At 28.8% G+C, this 18,684-nt stretch carries 21 protein-coding genes and 4 tRNA genes; 18 read left to right on the top strand and 7 right to left on the bottom strand.

From position 1 onward, the window contains the following. The first annotated feature begins 21 nt into the window (after positions 1–21). From ALEK_RS09200 to ALEK_RS09190, 3 genes are read left to right on the top strand one after another with little or no spacing between them, the layout of a single operon-like run. A complete protein-coding gene (locus tag ALEK_RS09200) occupies positions 22–1,260 on the top strand; it encodes a M16 family metallopeptidase (RefSeq protein ID WP_173424131.1) in 1,239 nt (412 codons plus the stop codon). Positions 1,261–1,262: 2 nt separating this feature from the next. Continuing rightward, positions 1,263–2,531, top strand: a complete 1,269-nt coding sequence (gene gltX / locus ALEK_RS09195) for a glutamate--tRNA ligase (protein WP_071625458.1) — start codon at positions 1,263–1,265, stop codon at positions 2,529–2,531. After that, on the top strand, positions 2,528–2,800 hold the full coding sequence (locus ALEK_RS09190) for a YggT family protein (protein WP_071625459.1): 273 nt from the start codon (positions 2,528–2,530) through the stop codon (positions 2,798–2,800). The genes gltX and ALEK_RS09190 overlap by 4 nt, the downstream gene beginning before the upstream one ends. A gap of 45 nt (positions 2,801–2,845) precedes the next feature. On the opposite strand, the gene ALEK_RS09185 is transcribed toward ALEK_RS09190, so the two are convergent. Further along, positions 2,846–3,322 carry a hypothetical protein gene (locus ALEK_RS09185; protein ID WP_071625460.1) on the bottom strand — a complete coding sequence of 159 codons (477 nt, stop codon included), beginning with the start codon at positions 3,320–3,322 and terminating at the stop codon, positions 2,846–2,848. A 123-nt stretch (positions 3,323–3,445) separates the two neighbouring features. On the opposite strand from ALEK_RS09185, the gene ALEK_RS09180 reads away from it, so the two are divergent. Next, on the top strand, positions 3,446–3,808 hold the full coding sequence (locus tag ALEK_RS09180) for a sirohydrochlorin chelatase (RefSeq protein ID WP_071625461.1): 363 nt from the start codon (positions 3,446–3,448) through the stop codon (positions 3,806–3,808). 17 nt (positions 3,809–3,825) lie between these two features. Here ALEK_RS09180 and ALEK_RS09175 read toward each other — a convergent pair whose 3' ends face one another. Then, entirely contained in the window at positions 3,826–4,521 is a 696-nt protein-coding gene (locus ALEK_RS09175) for an endonuclease (RefSeq protein WP_071625462.1), read from the bottom strand. A gap of 193 nt (positions 4,522–4,714) precedes the next feature. Between ALEK_RS09175 and mobB the strand changes: the two genes are divergently transcribed. The 5 genes from mobB to ALEK_RS09150 are packed head-to-tail and all read left to right on the top strand — an operon-like array spanning position 4,715 to position 9,231. Continuing rightward, positions 4,715–5,212: a molybdopterin-guanine dinucleotide biosynthesis protein B gene (mobB, locus tag ALEK_RS09170; protein ID WP_071625463.1), complete on the top strand. Its 498-nt coding sequence runs from the start codon at positions 4,715–4,717 to the stop codon at positions 5,210–5,212. A 2-nt stretch (positions 5,213–5,214) separates the two neighbouring features. Then, a complete protein-coding gene (locus ALEK_RS09165; RefSeq protein ID WP_071625464.1) occupies positions 5,215–6,057 on the top strand; it encodes a class 1 fructose-bisphosphatase in 843 nt (280 codons plus the stop codon). Beyond that, positions 6,050–6,256: a hypothetical protein gene (locus tag ALEK_RS09160; protein ID WP_071625465.1), complete on the top strand. Its 207-nt coding sequence runs from the start codon at positions 6,050–6,052 to the stop codon at positions 6,254–6,256. Before ALEK_RS09165 ends, ALEK_RS09160 begins: the two co-directional genes overlap by 8 nt. A gap of 30 nt (positions 6,257–6,286) precedes the next feature. Then, positions 6,287–8,242 carry a methionine--tRNA ligase gene (metG, locus tag ALEK_RS09155; protein ID WP_071625466.1) on the top strand — a complete coding sequence of 652 codons (1,956 nt, stop codon included), beginning with the start codon at positions 6,287–6,289 and terminating at the stop codon, positions 8,240–8,242. Further along, positions 8,242–9,231 (top strand): peptidoglycan synthetase, encoded by a 990-nt coding sequence (locus ALEK_RS09150; RefSeq protein ID WP_071625467.1) that lies wholly within the window; start codon positions 8,242–8,244, stop codon positions 9,229–9,231. The genes metG and ALEK_RS09150 overlap by 1 nt, the downstream gene beginning before the upstream one ends. Positions 9,232–9,240: 9 nt before the next feature. On the opposite strand, the gene ALEK_RS09145 is transcribed toward ALEK_RS09150, so the two are convergent. Continuing rightward, positions 9,241–9,897 (bottom strand): S24 family peptidase, encoded by a 657-nt coding sequence (locus ALEK_RS09145; RefSeq protein WP_071625468.1) that lies wholly within the window; start codon positions 9,895–9,897, stop codon positions 9,241–9,243. Positions 9,898–10,227: 330 nt separating this feature from the next. Here ALEK_RS09145 and ALEK_RS09140 point away from each other — a divergent pair, with 330 nt between their 5' ends. The 5 genes from ALEK_RS09140 (at position 10,228) to ALEK_RS09120 (ending at position 15,794) form a co-directional block, all read left to right on the top strand. Beyond that, positions 10,228–10,470, top strand: coding sequence for an OadG family protein (locus tag ALEK_RS09140; protein WP_071625469.1), 243 nt, complete (start codon positions 10,228–10,230; stop codon positions 10,468–10,470). A gap of 5 nt (positions 10,471–10,475) precedes the next feature. Further along, complete coding sequence (locus ALEK_RS09135) at positions 10,476–12,272, top strand: biotin/lipoyl-containing protein (RefSeq protein ID WP_071625470.1); 1,797 nt, start codon at positions 10,476–10,478, stop codon at positions 12,270–12,272. Between the two features lie 17 nt (positions 12,273–12,289). Further along, positions 12,290–13,612 (top strand): sodium ion-translocating decarboxylase subunit beta, encoded by a 1,323-nt coding sequence (locus tag ALEK_RS09130; protein ID WP_071625471.1) that lies wholly within the window; start codon positions 12,290–12,292, stop codon positions 13,610–13,612. A gap of 29 nt (positions 13,613–13,641) precedes the next feature. Then, complete coding sequence (gene pckA, locus ALEK_RS09125; protein ID WP_071625472.1) at positions 13,642–15,222, top strand: phosphoenolpyruvate carboxykinase (ATP); 1,581 nt, start codon at positions 13,642–13,644, stop codon at positions 15,220–15,222. Between the two features lie 77 nt (positions 15,223–15,299). Continuing rightward, positions 15,300–15,794 (top strand): hypothetical protein, encoded by a 495-nt coding sequence (locus ALEK_RS09120; protein WP_071625473.1) that lies wholly within the window; start codon positions 15,300–15,302, stop codon positions 15,792–15,794. Between the two features lie 19 nt (positions 15,795–15,813). Here ALEK_RS09120 and ALEK_RS09115 read toward each other — a convergent pair whose 3' ends face one another. Beyond that, on the bottom strand, positions 15,814–16,842 hold the full coding sequence (locus tag ALEK_RS09115) for a bifunctional 3,4-dihydroxy-2-butanone 4-phosphate synthase/GTP cyclohydrolase II (RefSeq protein WP_071625474.1): 1,029 nt from the start codon (positions 16,840–16,842) through the stop codon (positions 15,814–15,816). Positions 16,843–16,962: 120 nt separating this feature from the next. On the opposite strand from ALEK_RS09115, the gene ALEK_RS09110 reads away from it, so the two are divergent. The 4 genes from ALEK_RS09110 (at position 16,963) to ALEK_RS09095 (ending at position 17,315) form a co-directional block, all read left to right on the top strand. After that, positions 16,963–17,037 (top strand) — tRNA-Gln (locus ALEK_RS09110). 21 nt (positions 17,038–17,058) lie between these two features. Continuing rightward, a tRNA-Met gene (locus ALEK_RS09105) sits at positions 17,059–17,135 on the top strand. 10 nt (positions 17,136–17,145) lie between these two features. Beyond that, a tRNA-Met gene (locus ALEK_RS09100) sits at positions 17,146–17,222 on the top strand. Between the two features lie 15 nt (positions 17,223–17,237). After that, positions 17,238–17,315 (top strand) — tRNA-Thr (locus ALEK_RS09095). Positions 17,316–17,433: 118 nt separating this feature from the next. Here the strand turns inward: ALEK_RS09095 and ALEK_RS09090 are convergent. The 3 genes from ALEK_RS09090 to ALEK_RS09080 form a co-directional block, all read right to left on the bottom strand. Then, a complete protein-coding gene (locus ALEK_RS09090) occupies positions 17,434–17,604 on the bottom strand; it encodes a hypothetical protein (RefSeq protein WP_164072413.1) in 171 nt (56 codons plus the stop codon). A 13-nt stretch (positions 17,605–17,617) separates the two neighbouring features. Next, complete coding sequence (locus ALEK_RS09085; RefSeq protein WP_071625475.1) at positions 17,618–17,959, bottom strand: hypothetical protein; 342 nt, start codon at positions 17,957–17,959, stop codon at positions 17,618–17,620. Positions 17,960–18,042: 83 nt separating this feature from the next. Next, entirely contained in the window at positions 18,043–18,657 is a 615-nt protein-coding gene (locus tag ALEK_RS09080; protein WP_071625476.1) for a LysE family translocator, read from the bottom strand. Positions 18,658–18,684: the final 27 nt, after the last annotated feature.

Genomic DNA, 18,684 nt, shown 5'->3' with positions numbered 1-18,684 from the left:
CTAGTTATACAAGGAAGTTTAATGAGTGCTATTATAAAGCATATTGAAATAAATGATATAAAAGTACCTGTTGTTTTTGAAGAACAAAAAAGTTTACCAACACTAAACCTTCAATTAGTTTTTCAAAATTCAGGATATATTCAAGATAAAAATAAAAGTGGTTTAGTTAGTTTATCTTCAAGACTTTTAAATGAAGGAACTAAAGAGTTAGGTTCAACTGAATTTGCTCAAAAGTTAGAAGAAAATGCTATTTCTTTAACTGCATCTAATGGTTTTGAAACTTTTGTTATTGAACTATCTAATTTAAAAGATGTATCAGAAAAATCTATTAAATTACTAACAAAACTTTTAAAGTCTCCAAATTATAGTGAAGACACATTGAATAAACTAAAAACTATTCAAATTGGTGCTCTTAAAAGAAAAGAAAATGATTTTGATTATACAGCTAAAAACTTATTGAAATCTACACTTTTCAAAGATACTCCTTTAGAGAATCCTTCTTCTGGAACAATTGATTCTCTTTCTAAAATTGAATTAAAAGATGTAAAAAAGTTTTTAAATAAAACTATTAACCTTAACAATTTAATTATTGTTGCAGGCGGTGACTTTGATTATAAAGAATTTACAAAACTAATTACTCCTTTATTAAAAACTTTAGAAGCTGGAAAAAAACAAGAGATGTCAAAAATATCTCTTAACTCTAAAAAACAAGAAGAAACTTTAATTAAAGATACTCAGCAAGCGTATATTTATTTTGGAAGTTCATATAATGTTGATGTTAAAGATTCTGATGCTTATAAAGCTAAAGTCGCTTCATTTATTTTAGGTGGCTCTGGTTTTGGTTCAAGACTAATGGAAGAAATTAGGGTTAAAAGAGGTTTAGCTTATAGTGCTTATGGTTATGTATCTATTAATAAATCACATTCTTTCTTCTCAGGATACTTACAAACAAAAAATGAAACAGCGAAAGAAGCTCAACATTTAGTTAATGAATTAGTTGCACAGTTTGTTAAAAAAGGTGTTACGCAAGATGAACTAGATGCTGCGAAGAACTTTTTAACTGGAAGTGAACCTTTAAGAAGTGAAACATTATCTCAAAGATTAAATAGAGCATTTACTCTTTATTATAGAGGTCTAGAGCAAGATCACTCTACATTAGAGTTAGAAAAGATTCAAGATTTAAAACTTGATGATTTAAACGAATATATAAAATCTCATAAAGAGATTAATAATTTAACATTCTCAATAGTAAGGAAATAAATTTGTTAAGATTTGCACCAAGTCCAACAGGTGATATGAATATTGGTGACCTAAGAGTTGCTATTTTAAACTATATTGTATCAAAGCAATTAAATGAAGGTTTAATTGTAAGAATTGAAGATACTGATGGTGAAAAAATTATTGAAGGTAAAGATAAAGAAATATTACAAATATTAAGTCTTTTTTCAATTGATTATGAAAGAGCCGTACATCAAAGTGATTCATTAAAATACCATCAAAAAATGGTAATGCAATTATTAGCTAAGAAAAAAGCATTTTCTTGTTTTTGTGGTGACGCTAAACTTAAAGAGTTAGAGGAAGAAGCTAAAGCTAATGGTAAAGCAAACAAATATGATGGTTTTTGTGCTACATTATCTGATGAAACAATTCTTAATACAAATTCGCCTTTTACAATTAGGATTAAAGAATCGAAAGAGGATATTAACTTTGTTGATTCAATAAAAGGCGAATTAAACTACTCTACTTCTGATATGGATTCTTTTATTATTTTAAATCATGATAAAACTCCAACAGCAAATTATGCTGCTGCTGTTGATGATATGATTTTAGATATTTCAACTGTTATTAGAGATGAAAAACATATTTCAAATACTGCTAATCAAATTTTTATTAGAAAATCTTTAGGATATGATAAAGAGATAAGTTATGCTCACTTATCAAGTATTACTAATAGTGATATTACAGTTCAGTCTTTGATTGATGATGGTTTTATTCCTAGTGCTATTGCAAATTATTTAGTATTACTAGGAAATGAAACACCTAGTGAAATATTCACTTTAGAAGAAGCTATAGAATGGTTTGATATTAAAAATATTTCAAAAGAATCTGTTAACTTTGATATGAATAAATTAAAAGCTATTAACAAAATTCATTTAGAAAAATTTGATGATATGAGATTATCAAAAATTTTAGGATTTGCTGATACTGATATTGGTAAATTAGGAAAGATTCTTTTAAATGAATCGTCTACAATTAAAGAAATTAAATCAAAAATTGATTTAATCTTTGCTCCTAAAATCACTTGTGAAGGTTTTGAAAAAGAATTTGTAGAATTAAAACTTTGTATTCAAGATGCACCTTATCTTGATAATTATATGGAACTTGAAAAATATCTTATAGAAAAAACTGGTTTTAAAAATGAAAATTTATTAAAGCCATTAAAATATATTTTAACAGGTAGAGAAGATGGCGCAGAAATTTCTGAAATTTATCCATTGATCAAAAACTATTTAGGAGAAATTGCAAAATGATAGATGCTTTATTAACATCAATTTTTACTGTAGTTCTAACAATTATCTTTTTATACAAATGGGTGATTATTATTTCAGCAGTATTATCATGGGTTAAGCCAGATCCATATAACCCAATAGTTCAAATGTTATATAGACTTACTGAACCTGCTTATGCATTAATTAGAAAATATATACCAACTGTATTTGGTGGTATGGACTTAGCGCCAATTATTTTAATCTTTGCATTAATATTTTTAGAAACTTTTTTAAGAAGTTTAGCTTTCTAATTTAAATTTCAACTATATGTATTTATTTTAATACATATAGTTATTTTATTTCTTGAATTTTATTTTTGTACTATTAGTACTATTTGTAAATTCTAAATCTAAATCATATACTCTTTTGATTTTTTCAAAATCAACTAGATAATATTTAGCCCAAGGATTATTTTTTAGTAGAGGTTTATAAATAGACGTTTCTTTATCTATTTCTTTTATAGAATCTGCATCTCTATCATTTAATAATAACTTATAACCACTTTTTCTAAAATCTTGTTTCTTAGTATCTGTAAAATAGACTGAAACTATAAAAGTTTCTTTTTCTAAATTAAATTGATTATTATTTATATTATTTAGGTATGTTGACCAAATAATAGCTTCATGATTTTTATTCACAATTAAATCAGCTTTTTTTGTATGTTGTATTGAATTAGCTTCTAATTCGTTTGCCTTAAAATATTTTAAAGCATTAGTTGATGAACAACCAATAAAAAGAGATGATATAAGTGAAATTAGTATTGTTTTGTACATTGTTTCTCCAAACTTAATTAGAATTCAATTTTACTTGAAATATCTGAAAATGATATTAACTAACAATAATTATATACAAAAGTTCAATAATTATTGTATTATTTCTTTTCAAAAGGATTATATATGAAAACATTAGTAATTGTTGCTCATGGTAGTAGATTACAGCAGTCAAATGATGAAGTAATTAATTTTACAAATAAATTAAAAGAATTAAACAAAAATGAAATAAATATTAAATCTGCTTTTTTAGAATTAACTAAGCCAAGCATAACAGAATGTATTGAAGAAATAATAAATAATGATAAATGTTCTGAAATTCAAGTTTTACCCTATTTTCTAGCAGAAGGAAAACACGTTAAAGTGGATATTCCAAATGAGCTTGAGCAGTTAAGAATTAATAATAAAAATATTAAAATAGAACTATTGCCTCATTTAGGTAAGTTTGATGGTTTAGCAAAATTTATTTTAACTAGTCTTGAAGATTAAAGAAAATAGATTTATTATTAATTAATAAATCTATTCTTATTCCCTTGTAGCTTGTAAACTCTTTTATTTTTTATTTTTTCCCATTTACTTATAGGATCTTGTTTATTCCAAATTTTAAACATTTTTATATCTCTTTTTGATAATTTTACATTATATCTTTCGCTCATATAAAAATATATTCTTGCAATATCACCTTTTATATCATCTGAAACATAAGCTTTTTTTCCTTTGAAATCAACTTGCACCATACACTTACCATACTGCCCTACTTTTGGACTACCGGCTCCATATCTATAATTAGATCTATTTGCATTTACTTCCCCAATTGCTGGAACTAAATTATGCATATCTGCTTCCATTTTTTTGAATAGTTTATCTTTTTTACAAGCTTTTCTACCTCCATTTTGCCAACATTTTAGTTGTCTTCCAAAGTTATAAGCAGGCATTACATGTTCCCATTCAACTCTTTTTGCTCTAGTATTAATTTTCCCAGATTTATAATATTTCTTTCGTGGAGTATAAAAATCATCATTAGGAATGATAAGAGTTTTATATCTCTTATTTACTTTTTGTTGTTTATATGGGTTATTACAATAAAAAGTATTTTGATTATCGTAATATATTTTTTTAGTCAAAATCTTTTTTGATTTACTAAACGATGTTGCGTTTATAAATGATGTTATAATTAATAACATTATTAAGGTCTTTTTCATTGTTATCCTTTTAAAAAAATAACAATTTTATGTTAACTTTACTGTACTTACAATTAAAAGACTAATAAATAAATGTGAATTAATATTTCTTCTTTTTTCCTAAAATATAAGCTCTTCTTTTTTCTTTTTTATATAGTAATTTTAATTACTATTCTAAATATAATTTAACAACAATTTTGATACAATCACGACTATGAATAAAAAAAGATTAGCAGTGGCATTTTCAGGGCCATCAAATAGTGGAAAAACTACGGCAATTGTTAAGGTATCTAATATCCTTCAAGACAGAGGTTTTAAAGTTTGTATTATTAAACATGATCCAAAGGATAAAGCTAGATTTGATAAACCAGGTAAGGATTCTTATAAGTTTAGTGAAACAGGTGCTGATGTTGCAGTTGTTAGTCCTAATAAAACAACTTTACTAAAAAAAGATACTTCAACAATAGATGAGATGATTGAGCTTTTTGATAACTTTGACTATTTGTTAGTTGAAGGATTAAAAACATTAGATTTACCAAGAATTTCTATATTTAGAGATAGATTAGATGAAACATATTTTTCTGTAACTAATGCAATCGCAAGTGATGAGACTATTGATAAGAATGAAATACCTTCTACTATCGATAAATTAGATTTAAATAATCCAGATGAACTTATTGTTTGGATAGACAAAAACGCAAAAAGAGTATAATCATGCAAGAAATATTAAAAGCAATTGAAGAAGCTAGTATTAAAATTAAAGATTTAATAGAAACTGGTGATACTGGTAAAAGTGAGCAAGAAAACTCAACAGGTGATACACAATTAAAACTTGATATTGCAAGTGATGTAATTATTGAAGATATTTTTAAAGAGATACCATCAATTAAAGCAATTGTTTCAGAAGAACAAGAAGCTATTGTTCCTTTAAATGAAGATGGTGAGTATTTAATTGCTTATGATCCATTAGATGGATCTTCTTTAGTTGATGTAAACTTATCTGTTGGTTCAATTTATGGAATCTATAAAAATGAATTTAATGCACAAAATATTGTTGCTTCAGTATATGTTGTATTTGGACCTAGAGTAGAAATTGTTGTTGCTACTGATGATGTTAAAATGTATAGATTAAAACATGGTAAGTTTGAATTTATTCAAAATATTGTTTTAAAAGAAAAAGGTAATTTAAAAGCTCCTGGTTCAACACAAAATTGTTGGGCTCCATATCATAAACAAATGGTTGATGATATTTTCAATGATGGATATAGATTAAGATACTCTGGTGGTATGGTTCCTGACTTACACCAAATCTTACTTAAAGGTGGTGGTTTATTCTCATACCCAGGTACTACAGATAGACCAAAAGGTAAATTAAGACAATTGTTCGAAGTTTTCCCATTTGCTTATACTTATGAAAAAGCTGGTGGACAAGCTATTGATGGTTTTAAAAGAGCATTAGAAGTTGAAACTACTCATATTCATGATACTACTCCTTGTTTCTTTGGTTCAAATAATGAAATCAATAGAGTATTAGAAGTATATAAGAATAATGGCTAAAACCGAAGATATAGTTATTGATGAGTGGGATATAAAACTTGATCAAAAACTAAATGAGTTAAAAAAATGTCAAGAAGTAAAAGGATTAGCTTCATGTAATCCTTGCGATCAATTTTTTGGTTGTGAACTAAGAAAGAAATATGTAATTGCTGTTTATGAGTCGATGAATAAAGGCTCTGGCGGTGGATTCGAATTTTAAAATTATTATAAACTATAGAAGAGGTAGAGAATGGAAGAATCTTGCAAAAATGTATATATAACAACACCAATTTATTATGTAAATGATGTAGCACACATCGGTCACGCATATACTACAATTATCGCAGATATGTTAGCTAGATACTCTAGATTAACTGGTGCAAACACTTATTTTTTAACAGGAACTGATGAGCATGGTCAAAAAATTGCTCAAAGTGCAGAACAAAGAGGAAAAACTCCAAAAGAGTATGCTGATGAAGTTTCTGGAAAATTCAAAACATTATGGGATGATTTTGATATTTCTTATGATAAATTTATTAGAACTACTGATGATGAACATAAAACAGGTGTTCAAAAAGCATTTGAAACAATGTATAACAAAGGTGATATTTATAAAGGTGATTACGAAGGTTATTACTGTGTATCATGTGAGACATTCTTTACAGAAAAACAACTAGTTGATGAACAATTTTGTCCTGATTGTGGAAAACCTACAAATATTGTAAAAGAAGAAAGTTTCTTCTTTAAATTATCTAAATATGAAGATAAATTAATTGAATGGTATGAACAAAATGAAGATTGCATTTTACCAAGAGCTAAAAAGAATGAAATTGTTAACTTTGTTAAAGGTGGATTAAGAGATTTATCTATCTCTAGAACTTCTTTTGATTGGGGAGTAAAACTTCCAGAATCTATTAATGAACCTGATCATGTAATGTATGTTTGGTTAGATGCTCTAATGAACTATATTACAGCATTAGGTTATGGAACAGATGATAAAAATATGAATCACTGGCCTGCATCTACGCATTTAGTAGGAAAAGATATTTTAAGATTCCATGCTATTTATTGGCCAGCATTTTTAATGTCTTTAGATTTACCATTACCAAAGCATATTGCAGCTCACGGTTGGTGGACTAGAGATGGTGAAAAAATGTCTAAATCAAAAGGTAATGTTGTAGATCCTAAACAAGTTGCGGATGCTTATGGTTTAGATGCATTTAGATACTTTATGCTTAGAGAAGTTCCTTTTGGTCAAGATGGTGATTTCTCACAAAAAGCATTAATGGATAGAATTAATTCTGATTTAGGAAATGATTTAGGAAATCTACTTAATAGAATTTCTGGAATGAGTGGAAAATACTTTGATTTTAAAGTTACTTCTAAAGATGTAGTAAAATTCCATAAAAAAGAGCTTGATGAAGTTGAAGCTATTTTAGAAAATATCGAAGATTACTTATATAAAATGCAATTAAATAGATATTTAGAAGATATTTGGAAAGTATTAACAATTGCAAATAAAGCAATTGGTGATTATGAACCTTGGGCAAAAATGAAAGAAGGTAAAGAAGACGAAGCTATGGCTTTAGTAGCTTTAATTACTAATATCATGGCTAGAGTTTCTCTTCTTTTAGATTCTGTTATGCCAGATAAAATTGGAAAAATTGCAGCTTCTTTAGGAATCACTATAGATAATGCTACTTATGTTTCATTAATTAAAAATAAGGAAATTATTGCAGATACAACTATTACAAAAGTTGAGCAATTATTCCCAAGAATTGAAGAAATTTTATTAGAACAAGCTAAGCCTGCTGTTGTTTCAAAAGCAGTTGCTGAAGAAAAATGTAATAAAAAAGAAGAAAAAAGTGAAGAAGATGATAACTTAATCACTATTGACAAATTCTTTGAAACTTCTCTTAAGATTGGAACAATTGTAGAGGCTGAAGAAGTTCCTAAGTCTAAAAAACTTTTAAAGTTACAAGTTGATTTAGGTGAAGGAAGAAATAGACAAATCTTAGCAGGAATTAAAGAATTCTATAATGCTGCTGATTTAGTTGGAACACAAGCTTGTGTTGTTGCAAACTTAAAATCTGCAAAATTAATGGGTATGTTAAGTGAAGGAATGTTAATGGCTGCTAAAGATGAAAATGGCTTATCTTTAATTAGACCAGAAGCTCCTAAAAAAATCGGAACAAAAATAAGCTAGTGCAAATTTCATCATTAATTGATATCATTGATGGGCGATTATTAAATCACCCATCAATCTCTTTTATTTATTCTTTCAAAACTGATCCTTCTAAAGTAAAAGAAGGAGACTTATTTATAGCCAAAAATTTAGATGATATTGAAACTGCTGTTAAAAACGGTGCATTTGCAATTATTATTGAAAATTTTTATCCAATTATTGATAAGGAAATTGCATGGATAAAAGTTGATAGTATCAATAAATGTTTTATTAATTTAATTAGATTTAAATTGGCACATTTTGAATTAGAAGCTTTTTATTGTGATAAAGTTTCTTATGATATGATGAATATTTTTGCTTCATCTACATCAAAAGATATAAAATTTATTACAGATGATTTAGAAGACTTTATAAAAGAGTTAGAAGATATTAAAAATGATGATATTCTTATTTCTAATGATCCTAAATTATTAGATAAAATTTATCCAAATAATAAAGACTTTAATAATAAGACTTTTAAGATTGATAATTTAACTGAACATTCATTATTCGAAGTTTCATTTACATATAATGATATATATTTCCCGAAATTAAAATTAGCAAGTATTTATATTCATCAGTTTATTAATATTTATTCTTTTTTAGAAGGAAAATTTGATATATCGAAGTTAAAAAGTTTTAATAATTTAAAACCACTTTTTTTAGATAAAAATTTAGAAATAACTGATTTTGGTAGAAGTGATAGATTTATCATTTCACAAAATGACGAAAATTTAATCAAAGAAGAAATTGAATATTTAAATAGTAAATACAAGTATGCAAAAACAATATTTATAACTTCTTATTATAATACTACACTCAGTGATAATCAAATTATAATTAAGGATATTCGAGAATTAAAAGAAACATTAAAAAATAATTCTTTTAATGCTGCTTATTTAATCGGTTTTGATTTTTATGATATAAATACTAATTTAATTAAACTAGAAAAGCAAAATTCACTTTTCTAATTTTAATTTTTAATAAACCATTCCAAAAGAACTTATTACTTTTCCTACTACTTTTATATCAGCAGCAGATAAAATTTGTGATGGGTAATCTTTATTATCAGAAATAATATCTAAATTCCCATCTACTCTTTTTTGTACTCTTTTTACAAATAGACCATGAACTGTTGTAAAAGCATAAATTCCATCTCTTGCTGCATCATTTCTTGTTTTGTCAACAAAAATAATATTGTCATTATTAAGTGTAGGCTCCATTGAGTCCCCTACTACATTAATTGCATCAATGTTTTTAAGGTTTTCTTGTCCACCTAGCATATTAATAAAATATTGTGGAACTTCTAAAGATTCAAAATTATCTTCTGATTCATAGGCACCACCTCCCGCACTAACTGCAACAGAAGGATAGTACTTAACCCAGTATTTATCTGTAGAATCTACAAGTGATCCAGGGTTTTGATTGTATAGTAACCAGTTGATAGATATTTTCTTAATTGCACAAAAGTTTAATATATTCGAATAAGGAATTTTTCCTCTATTCTTCATAGTTGCAAAATTTGCTTGGCTTAACTCCAATGAAGTAGCAACATCTTTGTCAAAAACCTTACCATTTTTGCCATCTGAACTGATAATATCTTTTAATTTATCTATAATTTCACTTACATCAAGCATTTTTTCTCCTAATACATACTATTTACACAATTATATTACAATTTGCAATATTTTTCAAGTCTTTTGATAAAAAAATATATAATTTGGGATACTTTTAGAAAAAGGATGCAAAATGGCACGAAAAATCAAAGAAACTAGAAATAATGTTATCAATTTTTTCCAAAAACTTGACATAATGATTTATGAATTAGGTGATAAGATATTATAATTTAATATATTTGTTCAAATTTTTAAATTTAATAAAAATTGAAGATAAGTATAAATGTTAATAAAGGTTCTTTTATATATTATTACATTAATAATTACATGGTGGTAACCACGGAGAGTATTATGGAAGTTAACTTAGTCACAGAGGCATTCAAGTTCATGTTGTTGGGAATGGGAGTAGTTTTCTCATTTTTAGTAATTTTGATTTTCGTGCTTAAAGCTCAAACAGCTTTAATTACAAAGTATTTTCCTGAGAAGGAAAAAAACATTGCAAATAAACCGCAAAAGTCTGCAGCATCTAACGATTCTGCAAAAACTGCAGCGATTATTGCAGCTGTACAACATCACAAAAATCTGAAAGGTTAAGACAAATGGCTAAAAAGTATATAGATGTCATGGATACAACTTTTAGAGATGGATTTCAATCTGTCTTTGGAGGTAGGGTTTTAATGGATGACTTCTTTCCAGCTGTAGAAGCTGCGAAAGATGCTGGTATAACTCACTTTGAGTTTGGTGGAGGAGCTAGGTTTCAATCTCTTTTCTTCTACTTACAAGAAAACGCATTTGAAATGATGGACAAGTTTAGAGATATTGTTGGTCCAGATGCAAACTTACAAACACTAGCTAGAGGTATCAATACAGTAATGTTAGATACAGGTTCTAGAGAGCTTATCGATTTACACGCTAAAATGTTTGCCAAACATGGTACAACAACAATCAGAAACTTTGACGCTTTAAATGATGTACAAAATTTAGAATACTCTGCTGAGTGTATTAAAAAGTACGGCTTAAATCATGAAGTAGTTGTTACATTAATGGATTTACCTCCAGGATGTACAGGTGCACATGATGTAGCATTTTATGAAAAGACGTTAAGAGGTATTCTTGATAGTGGTATTCCTTATGATTCTATCTGTTTTAAAGATGCATCAGGTACATCATCACCTCAAAAAGTATATGAAACAATTCAAATGGCTAGAAAACTAGTTGGTGATGAGTCTCATATTAGATTACATACACATGAAACAGCGGGTGTTTCTGTTGCATGTTATCTAGCTGCTTTAGAAGCAGGTGCTGATGGTATTGATTTAGCTGCTTCACCTGTTTCAGGTGGAACATCTCAACCAGATATTTTAACTATGTTACATGCTGTAAAAGGTAAGAACTACGATTTAGGTGGTTTAGAAATTGATAAAATATTAAAATATCAAGAAGTATTAAATGATCAATTAAAAGATTATTTCATACCACCTGAAGCTACACAAGTATCTCCTTTAATTCCTTTCTCACCTATGCCAGGTGGAGCATTAACTGCTAACACTCAAATGATGAGAGACAATGGAACTTTAGATAAATTCCCAGAAGTTATTAAAGCAATGAGAGAAGTTGTTGAAAAAGGTGGTTATGGTACATCTGTAACTCCTGTATCTCAATTCTACTGGCAACAAGCATATGCTAATGTTATGTTTGGTCCATGGAAACAAATTGCACCAGGTTACGGTAAAATGGTACTTGGGTACTTTGGTAAAACTCCTGTTGAACCAGATGCAGAAATTGTAGCTTTAGCTGCTGAGAAATTAAAACTTGAACCAACAAAAGAAAATCCTTTAGATATTGCAGATAGAGACGATAAGAAAAAAGTTTCTGTTTGGAAACAAAGATTAGAAATTGAAGGTATAGAAACAAGTGAAGAAAACATTTTCATTGCAGCTGCTTGTGATGAAAAAGGTATTGCTTTCTTAAAAGGTGATTCACCTTTAAATGTTAGAAAAAATGATGAAACTACACAAGGGGAAAATAATAGTATGAGTAATGCAACTGGAAACTACACAGTAGTTGTAGACGGACAAAAATTCAATGTAAGTATTGCTGAAGGTAATGCTGATATCCAAGTAACTCCAGCAGCTGCAGCTTCAAATGAAGCTACTCCAGCGCCTGTTGCCTCAAATGGTGAAGGAACTGATGTATCTGCTGCTGTTAATGGTGCTGTATGGAAGATTCTTGTTAAAGTTGGTGATAAAGTTGAACAAGATCAACAAATTATGATCTTAGAAGCTATGAAAATGGAAATTGATATTAACGCTCCTGTTGCTGGAACTGTAACTAGTATTTTAGTTGGTCAGAATGATGCAGTTGATGAAGGACAAACATTAGCCGTTATCGGTTAATAGTTATTGGAGTAATGATGAAAAAAAATCTATTTCTAATTTTATTTACTCTTTTTGCAGTATTTTCTGTAAACTCTTTTGCAGCATCAGCTCCTGTTGATGTTTCAGAAGAAAAAAAAGAGTATGAAGCGAAATCAATGTCTCAATTAGTTGATTCATTTTATAGTACAACAGGTTTAAAAGCAATTTTAAGTCCACAAGAAGGATTAAAAGGTCCTCATGGTGAAGAATTAACTACATTTGCACAAAGCTTTGGTAGAATTATTATGATAGCAATTTGTTTAGTTCTTTTCTATCTAGCAGTTACTAAAGGTTTTGAACCATTACTATTAATTCCTATTGGATTTGGTGGTATTTTGGCTAATATTCCAATTGCTGAAATTGCTGGTGCAGATGGGATGTTAGGTATTATTTATAATATGGGTATTGCAAATGGTTTCTTCCCTCTTTTAATTTTTATGGGTGTAGGAGCAATGACTGATTTTGGTCCTTTATTATCAAATCCTAAAACTGCATTACTTGGTGGTGCAGCTCAATTTGGTATCTTTGGATCATTAGTTGGTGCAGTTGTATTATCACAAATGGTTCCGGGAATTGAGTTCTCATTAGAACAAGCTGCAGCTATTTCAATTATTGGTGGGGCTGATGGTCCAACATCAATCTTTATTGCAACTGCTCTTGCACCTGAGTTACTTGGAGCTATTGCTGTTGCTGCATATTCTTATATGGCACTGGTACCAGTTATCCAACCTCCAATTATGAGAGCACTTACAACATTAGAAGAGCGAAAAATTAGAATGAAAGCAAGTAGAAGGGTTTCTAAAGTTGAAAAAACTATATTCCCTATTGTTGTTGTTCTTTTAACAATGTTAATTTTACCAGATGCCGCTCCATTAATTGGTGCATTTTGTTTTGGTAACTTTGCAAAAGAGTCTGGTGTTGTAGATAGATTATCTGATACTATGCAAAATGCATTAATTAATGTTGTAACAATTTTCTTAGGACTAGGGGTTGGTTCTAAGTTAGCATCTGAGCAATTTTTAGTTGCAGAAACTATGGGAATTATGGCTATTGGACTAGTTGCATTTGCTTCTGGTACAGCTATGGGTGTAATCATGGCTAAAATCATGAATATGCTTAGTTCAAAAGAGAATCAGATTAATCCATTAATTGGTGCTGCTGGTGTATCAGCTGTACCAATGGCGGCAAGAGTTGTTAGTAAGGAAGGTCAAGTTTATGACAAGTCTAACATTCTTTTAATGCATGCAATGGGTCCAAATGTTGCTGGAGTTATCGGTTCAGCAGTTGCAGCAGGTGTGCTGTTATCAATATTTAAATAAAAAATTAAAATTAGTAGGAAAAATAAATTATGTCTGAGATTAAAGACACATTAGGTCTAGAAAACGTTGGAAATGTAAGAAGAAATCTTGATGTAGATACATTAATTAAACATGCAGTAGAAAATGAAGGTGCTAAACTTTCTTCTACTGGAGCATTAATGATTGATACAGGAATTTTTACGGGTAGAAGCCCAAAAGACAAGTTTTTTGTAAATCAAGATCCATCAAATAAATATATTGCTTGGGGAGATATTAACCAAAAAGTTTCGAAAGAAGTTTATGAGGATTTATTAAGTAACTCTAAAAAGCAATTAAGTAATAAAGATCTATATGTAACTGATGTATATTGTGGAGCTTCTTTAGACTCTCGAAAATCTGTAAGATTTATTACTGAAGTTGCTTGGCAAGCACATTTTATTCAAAATATGTTTATTGTTCCTCAAACTCAAGAAGAAATTGATAATTTCGTTCCTGAGTTTACTGTTTTCAATTCTTGTAAAACAGTTGATATGGCTTATGCAAGTCATAACTTACATTCTGAAGTATATGTTATCTTTAATGTTGAAGATAATGTTGCAATTATTGGTGGAACTTGGTATGCTGGTGAAATGAAAAAAGGTGTATTCTCTATGATGAATTACTGGCTTCCATTAGAAGGTAAACTTCCAATGCACTGTTCTGCTAATATTGGTAAAGATGGAGATACTGCTTTATTCTTTGGACTTTCAGGTACTGGTAAAACAACTTTATCTACAGATCCAAAAAGAGCTTTAATTGGTGATGATGAACATGGTTGGGATGATAATGGTGTATTCAACTTCGAAGGTGGTTGTTATGCTAAAGTTATTAATCTTGATGGTAGTTCTGAACCAGAAATTTTCAATGCTATTAAAAAAGGTGCAATTTTAGAAAATGTTGTAGCTGATGAAGATGGTGTTGTTGATTATACAGATGGTTCTAAAACTGAGAATACTAGAGTTTCTTATCCATTAGACCATATTCCAAATCATACTCCAGATATGAAAGGTGGACACCCTACTAATATTATCTTCTTATGTGCTGATGCATTTGGTGTTTTACCTCCAGTTGCTAAGTTAGATAAGCAACAAGCAATGTACTACTTCTTAAGTGGATATACTGCAAAAGTTGCAGGAACTGAGAGAGGTATTACTGAGCCAGTTGCTACATTCTCATCTTGTTTTGGAGAAGCATTTTTACCTTTAAACCCTACAGTTTATGCTGAGTTATTAGGTCAAAAAATTGATAAACATGGTGTTAATGTATATTTAGTTAATACTGGATGGACTGGTGGTCCTTACGGTATTGGTTCTAGAATGAGTATTAAAAACACTAGAGCTTGTATTGATGGTATTTTAGATGGTTCTATTGAAAAATCAGAATTTGAAACTTTACCTGTATTTAATTTATCTATTCCAAAAACTTTAAATGGTGTTGATACTGAAGTATTAAACCCTAGAAACACATGGGTAGATAAAGATTACTACGATTCAACTAAGAAAAAATTAGCTGGTATGTATATTGAAAACTTTAAAAAGTATTTAACTTTAGAGAGTGAATATGACTTTACTGCAGCTGGACCAATTTTATAAGAAGTTTCTTATAATTTATTTTTAAAAAGGAGTGAATTTATTCACTCCTTTTTTTTATTCAAAAAAAAGGAGAATATATGAAATTAATAGATTTTTTAAATGATATTAAAGAAAATGAGAAACAAGTAATATATTATTGTTGTAAACATCTTTTATCAAAGAAATATAATATTGAAGAAGGTTCATTAGATGATGAAGATCTAAAAGAGTTATTTATTAATTATGATACGTTTAATAAATCTTTAAATGATAGTGCAGGTGTTATTTATAGACAATATGAAGCAGAGCTAAACGATGTATATAAGGAAATTTGTAATAAATTTAATGTAGACTTTGATAATAAATCTTTATATGAATTTAGGTTAGCAAGAGTTGTAAATCAAGATCCAAGACAGTTTTTAGACATTGAAGATAAAGATACTCAAGAAGTTGTTGTACAAAAATTAGAAGATAAGATTAATGAAATTTTAGAATCGAAGTATTACAATGAGAATAAAGATGTTTTATCAAAAGATTTAGAACTTCCAATTAAGACTTTGGATTTAATTAAATCAGCAGCAGGTTTAATTTAATATTTTATTCAAATAGAGTTTAACACTCTATTTGAATCTCTTCTATAATTTCAAGACCAAATCCATTTAATCCTACAAATGAATGTTTTCCACCACTTGTCATTAACTTGATTTGTTTAATATTTAAAGTATTTAAAATTTGTGCCCCTATTCCATAATCTTTTTGTGATTCTCTTTTTTTCTCATCTGATAAGAAAATAAGAACACCACCTTTAGATGATAAGAAATTAATTGTTTTTATCATTGAGTCTAATTTTTCATTATTTAAAAACAGTTCAATATCTGGAATTACTGTATGAAATTTAACATGTGTAACTTCACTTGGTTCTCCAAAGATAATAGCAGTATGTACATTTCCTAAATGATCTTGGAATTCTTTCTTTTTAACTTTAGTATTAAAGAATAATGCATCATCATTTGATACTTCTTCTACTAACTTTTCATGTGATAATCTATACTCAACTAAATCAGAAATATAAATTTGTTTCATATTATGTTTATCAGCGAAGATATCTAAATCATCTCTTCTTGCCATAGTTCCGTCTTCTTTCATGATTTCACAAATTACTGCTTCACCACTTAGACCTGCAAGTTTACATAAATCAACACTTCCCTCTGTATGTCCAGTTCGTACTAATACTCCACCATCTTTAGCAATTAATGGGAAGATATGTCCTGGTCTTACTAGTTCCGTTGCTTTTGATACAGGGTTTGCTAAAATTTTAATAGTATCATCTCTTTCCCCTGCACTAATTCCTGTAAGAGCATCAACAGCATCAACAGAAACTGTAAATGCAGTTTCATAAGATGATGTGTTTGAGCTAACCATTGGATTTAATTCTAATTTATCAGCAGTCTCTTTTGTTACTGATACACAAATTAATCCTTTTGCATGAGTAGCCATAAAATTAACTTTTTCAGGAGTACTAAGTGGTGCTGCATAAACTAAATCACCCTCGTTTTCTCTATCTTCATCATCAAGCATAATTACCATATTACCTTTTTGAATCTCTACGATAGCTTCTTTTACTCTTTGTATTGCGTTCATTTTTTCTTCTTTACTATAATTTATTTGTATGTGCATTATTATATCAGAAATTTTAAAATTTATTCTAAAAAGTCTTGACAAAAAAAACATTTTTTACTATAATTTCGGCACTTAAACGGTTGGGGTATCGCCAAGTGGTAAGGCAACGGCTTTTGGTGCCGTCATTCGAAGGTTCGAATCCTTCTACCCCATCCATTTTTAGGTACTTTTATAGAACGCGGAATAGAGCAGCACGGTAGCTCGTCGGGCTCATAACCCGAAGGTCACTGGTTCAAATCCAGTTTCCGCAACCAATTAGCCTGTGTCAAAGTAGCTCAGCTGGCTAGAGCGCTGGTCTCATAAGCCGGAGGTCGAGAGTTCAAGTCTCTCTTTTGACACCATTTTTATACACTGTTGCTGGTGTAGCTCAGCTTGGCTAGAGCAGCTGATTTGTAATCAGCAGGTCGGGGGTTCAAGTCCCTTCACCAGCTCCACTACTTACAAACTTTTTTTCACAAAGTTATATTATAAATACAAACAACTATTCGAAAGCGCGAAATTTTCATTTAATACTTTGTTCTCATTTTGGGGATACACTCCCCAAAATTAGTTCTAATCAGCAGTCGCGTCGTGTATTGCTTCTTTTGTATTTTTGTAAGCTTTTGAAGTACCCTCTTTTGTTGCTTCCCAAGCAGTAGAACTATCTTCTTTAACTCCACTCCATGTGGCACAACCTGTAAATACTATAGTACTTAATAGAATCATTGAGATATATCTTTTCATTTTATTTTACCTTCTATAAGTCTGGATTTTCAAAGAAAACATAAGTTGAATAATCTGATACTTCAAAATATACTTTTTTCTCATTAGCATCTTTTTTGAAGTTTAAATTGGCATCTAAGAAACCATATCCATATCTATAAGCTCTTTGTTGCTTTCCTTCAGTTGCTACAGCAGTTGATAATTTATCAATTTTGATAAATCTTTTAACTAACTTTTCTCCTGCGTAAACTTCAAGTACTCCATTTACACCTGTCCAGTTTTGTAAGTATCTATTAATTTTATTTTGTTTTTCTTCACATCCATTAAATAGCAAAGCTGCTGCAATTAATGAACTTGTTATTAATATTTTTTTCATTTATTAATCCTCTATAAGTCATTTTAATGCAGTAGTCTACAACAAATGTACTAAAATCAAAATATGAAAGAGTTTTTACTTGTTTATATAATGATTGGTACTATTGATGCTAATAATAAAATTGCCATAACAGTATTTATTTTTTTTATAAACTTTTCATCTTTTATAAATTTTTTTAATACTATTCCTCCGAACAACCATGTATATACTGTTATTATCATTGCAATTAGTGTTATAAATACTATTATACTAATTTGCCAAAAACTCTCTTCTTGTGAAGTTACAAAAATTGATACTGCTGATGTATAAACAACCCATGCTTTTGGATTTAATATTGTATATGAAAAGGCTTGTAAGAACGTAAAAGGTTTGTTTTGAACATTATTGTTAGTATCATAAGAACTATTGTCTTTTAAAATTTTGTATGCCATCCATGATAAGTATATTATTCCAATGACTTTTAATATTTGCATTAAACTTGGATATTGTATTAAGAAAAGTCCAATCCCCATGCCTGTAAATATCATTAATAAAGGATAACTGATAATACATCCAAACATAAAAGGCATACTTTTTTTATAACCAAAATTTAGAACTGATGACAAAAGTATTATATTTGTGGGTCCTGGCGATATATGTGTTGTTAATATAAAGACTGATATTGAAATTATCATTGATATTGTATATATATCATTCAAGTTTAATCCTTTTGTTATTTGTAGGAA

The organism is Poseidonibacter lekithochrous, from assembly GCF_013283835.1.
In the GTDB taxonomy this organism is placed as follows: domain Bacteria; phylum Campylobacterota; class Campylobacteria; order Campylobacterales; family Arcobacteraceae; genus Poseidonibacter; species Poseidonibacter lekithochrous.
The sequence above is the reverse complement of the archived record's forward strand: the minus strand, read 5'-3'. Positions and strand labels throughout refer to the sequence as shown.

Bases quoted from the DNA above. Each gene is read 5' to 3' on its own strand.
- ALEK_RS09200 (WP_173424131.1), top strand. From the start codon at position 22: ATGAGTGCTATTATAAAGCATATTGAAATAAATGATATAAAAGTACCT.
- ALEK_RS09190 (WP_071625459.1), top strand. From the start codon at position 2,528: ATGATAGATGCTTTATTAACATCAATTTTTACTGTAGTTCTAACAATT.
- ALEK_RS09185 (WP_071625460.1), bottom strand. From the start codon at position 3,322: ATGTACAAAACAATACTAATTTCACTTATATCATCTCTTTTTATTGGT.
- ALEK_RS09180 (WP_071625461.1), top strand. From the start codon at position 3,446: ATGAAAACATTAGTAATTGTTGCTCATGGTAGTAGATTACAGCAGTCA.
- ALEK_RS09175 (WP_071625462.1), bottom strand. From the start codon at position 4,521: ATGAAAAAGACCTTAATAATGTTATTAATTATAACATCATTTATAAAC.
- mobB (WP_071625463.1), top strand. From the start codon at position 4,715: ATGAATAAAAAAAGATTAGCAGTGGCATTTTCAGGGCCATCAAATAGT.
- ALEK_RS09165 (WP_071625464.1), top strand. From the start codon at position 5,215: ATGCAAGAAATATTAAAAGCAATTGAAGAAGCTAGTATTAAAATTAAA.
- ALEK_RS09160 (WP_071625465.1), top strand. From the start codon at position 6,050: ATGGCTAAAACCGAAGATATAGTTATTGATGAGTGGGATATAAAACTT.
- metG (WP_071625466.1), top strand. From the start codon at position 6,287: ATGGAAGAATCTTGCAAAAATGTATATATAACAACACCAATTTATTAT.
- ALEK_RS09145 (WP_071625468.1), bottom strand. From the start codon at position 9,897: ATGCTTGATGTAAGTGAAATTATAGATAAATTAAAAGATATTATCAGT.
- ALEK_RS09140 (WP_071625469.1), top strand. From the start codon at position 10,228: ATGGAAGTTAACTTAGTCACAGAGGCATTCAAGTTCATGTTGTTGGGA.
- ALEK_RS09135 (WP_071625470.1), top strand. From the start codon at position 10,476: ATGGCTAAAAAGTATATAGATGTCATGGATACAACTTTTAGAGATGGA.
- ALEK_RS09130 (WP_071625471.1), top strand. From the start codon at position 12,290: ATGAAAAAAAATCTATTTCTAATTTTATTTACTCTTTTTGCAGTATTT.
- pckA (WP_071625472.1), top strand. From the start codon at position 13,642: ATGTCTGAGATTAAAGACACATTAGGTCTAGAAAACGTTGGAAATGTA.
- ALEK_RS09120 (WP_071625473.1), top strand. From the start codon at position 15,300: ATGAAATTAATAGATTTTTTAAATGATATTAAAGAAAATGAGAAACAA.
- ALEK_RS09115 (WP_071625474.1), bottom strand. From the start codon at position 16,842: ATGAACGCAATACAAAGAGTAAAAGAAGCTATCGTAGAGATTCAAAAA.
- ALEK_RS09090 (WP_164072413.1), bottom strand. From the start codon at position 17,604: ATGAAAAGATATATCTCAATGATTCTATTAAGTACTATAGTATTTACA.
- ALEK_RS09085 (WP_071625475.1), bottom strand. From the start codon at position 17,959: ATGAAAAAAATATTAATAACAAGTTCATTAATTGCAGCAGCTTTGCTA.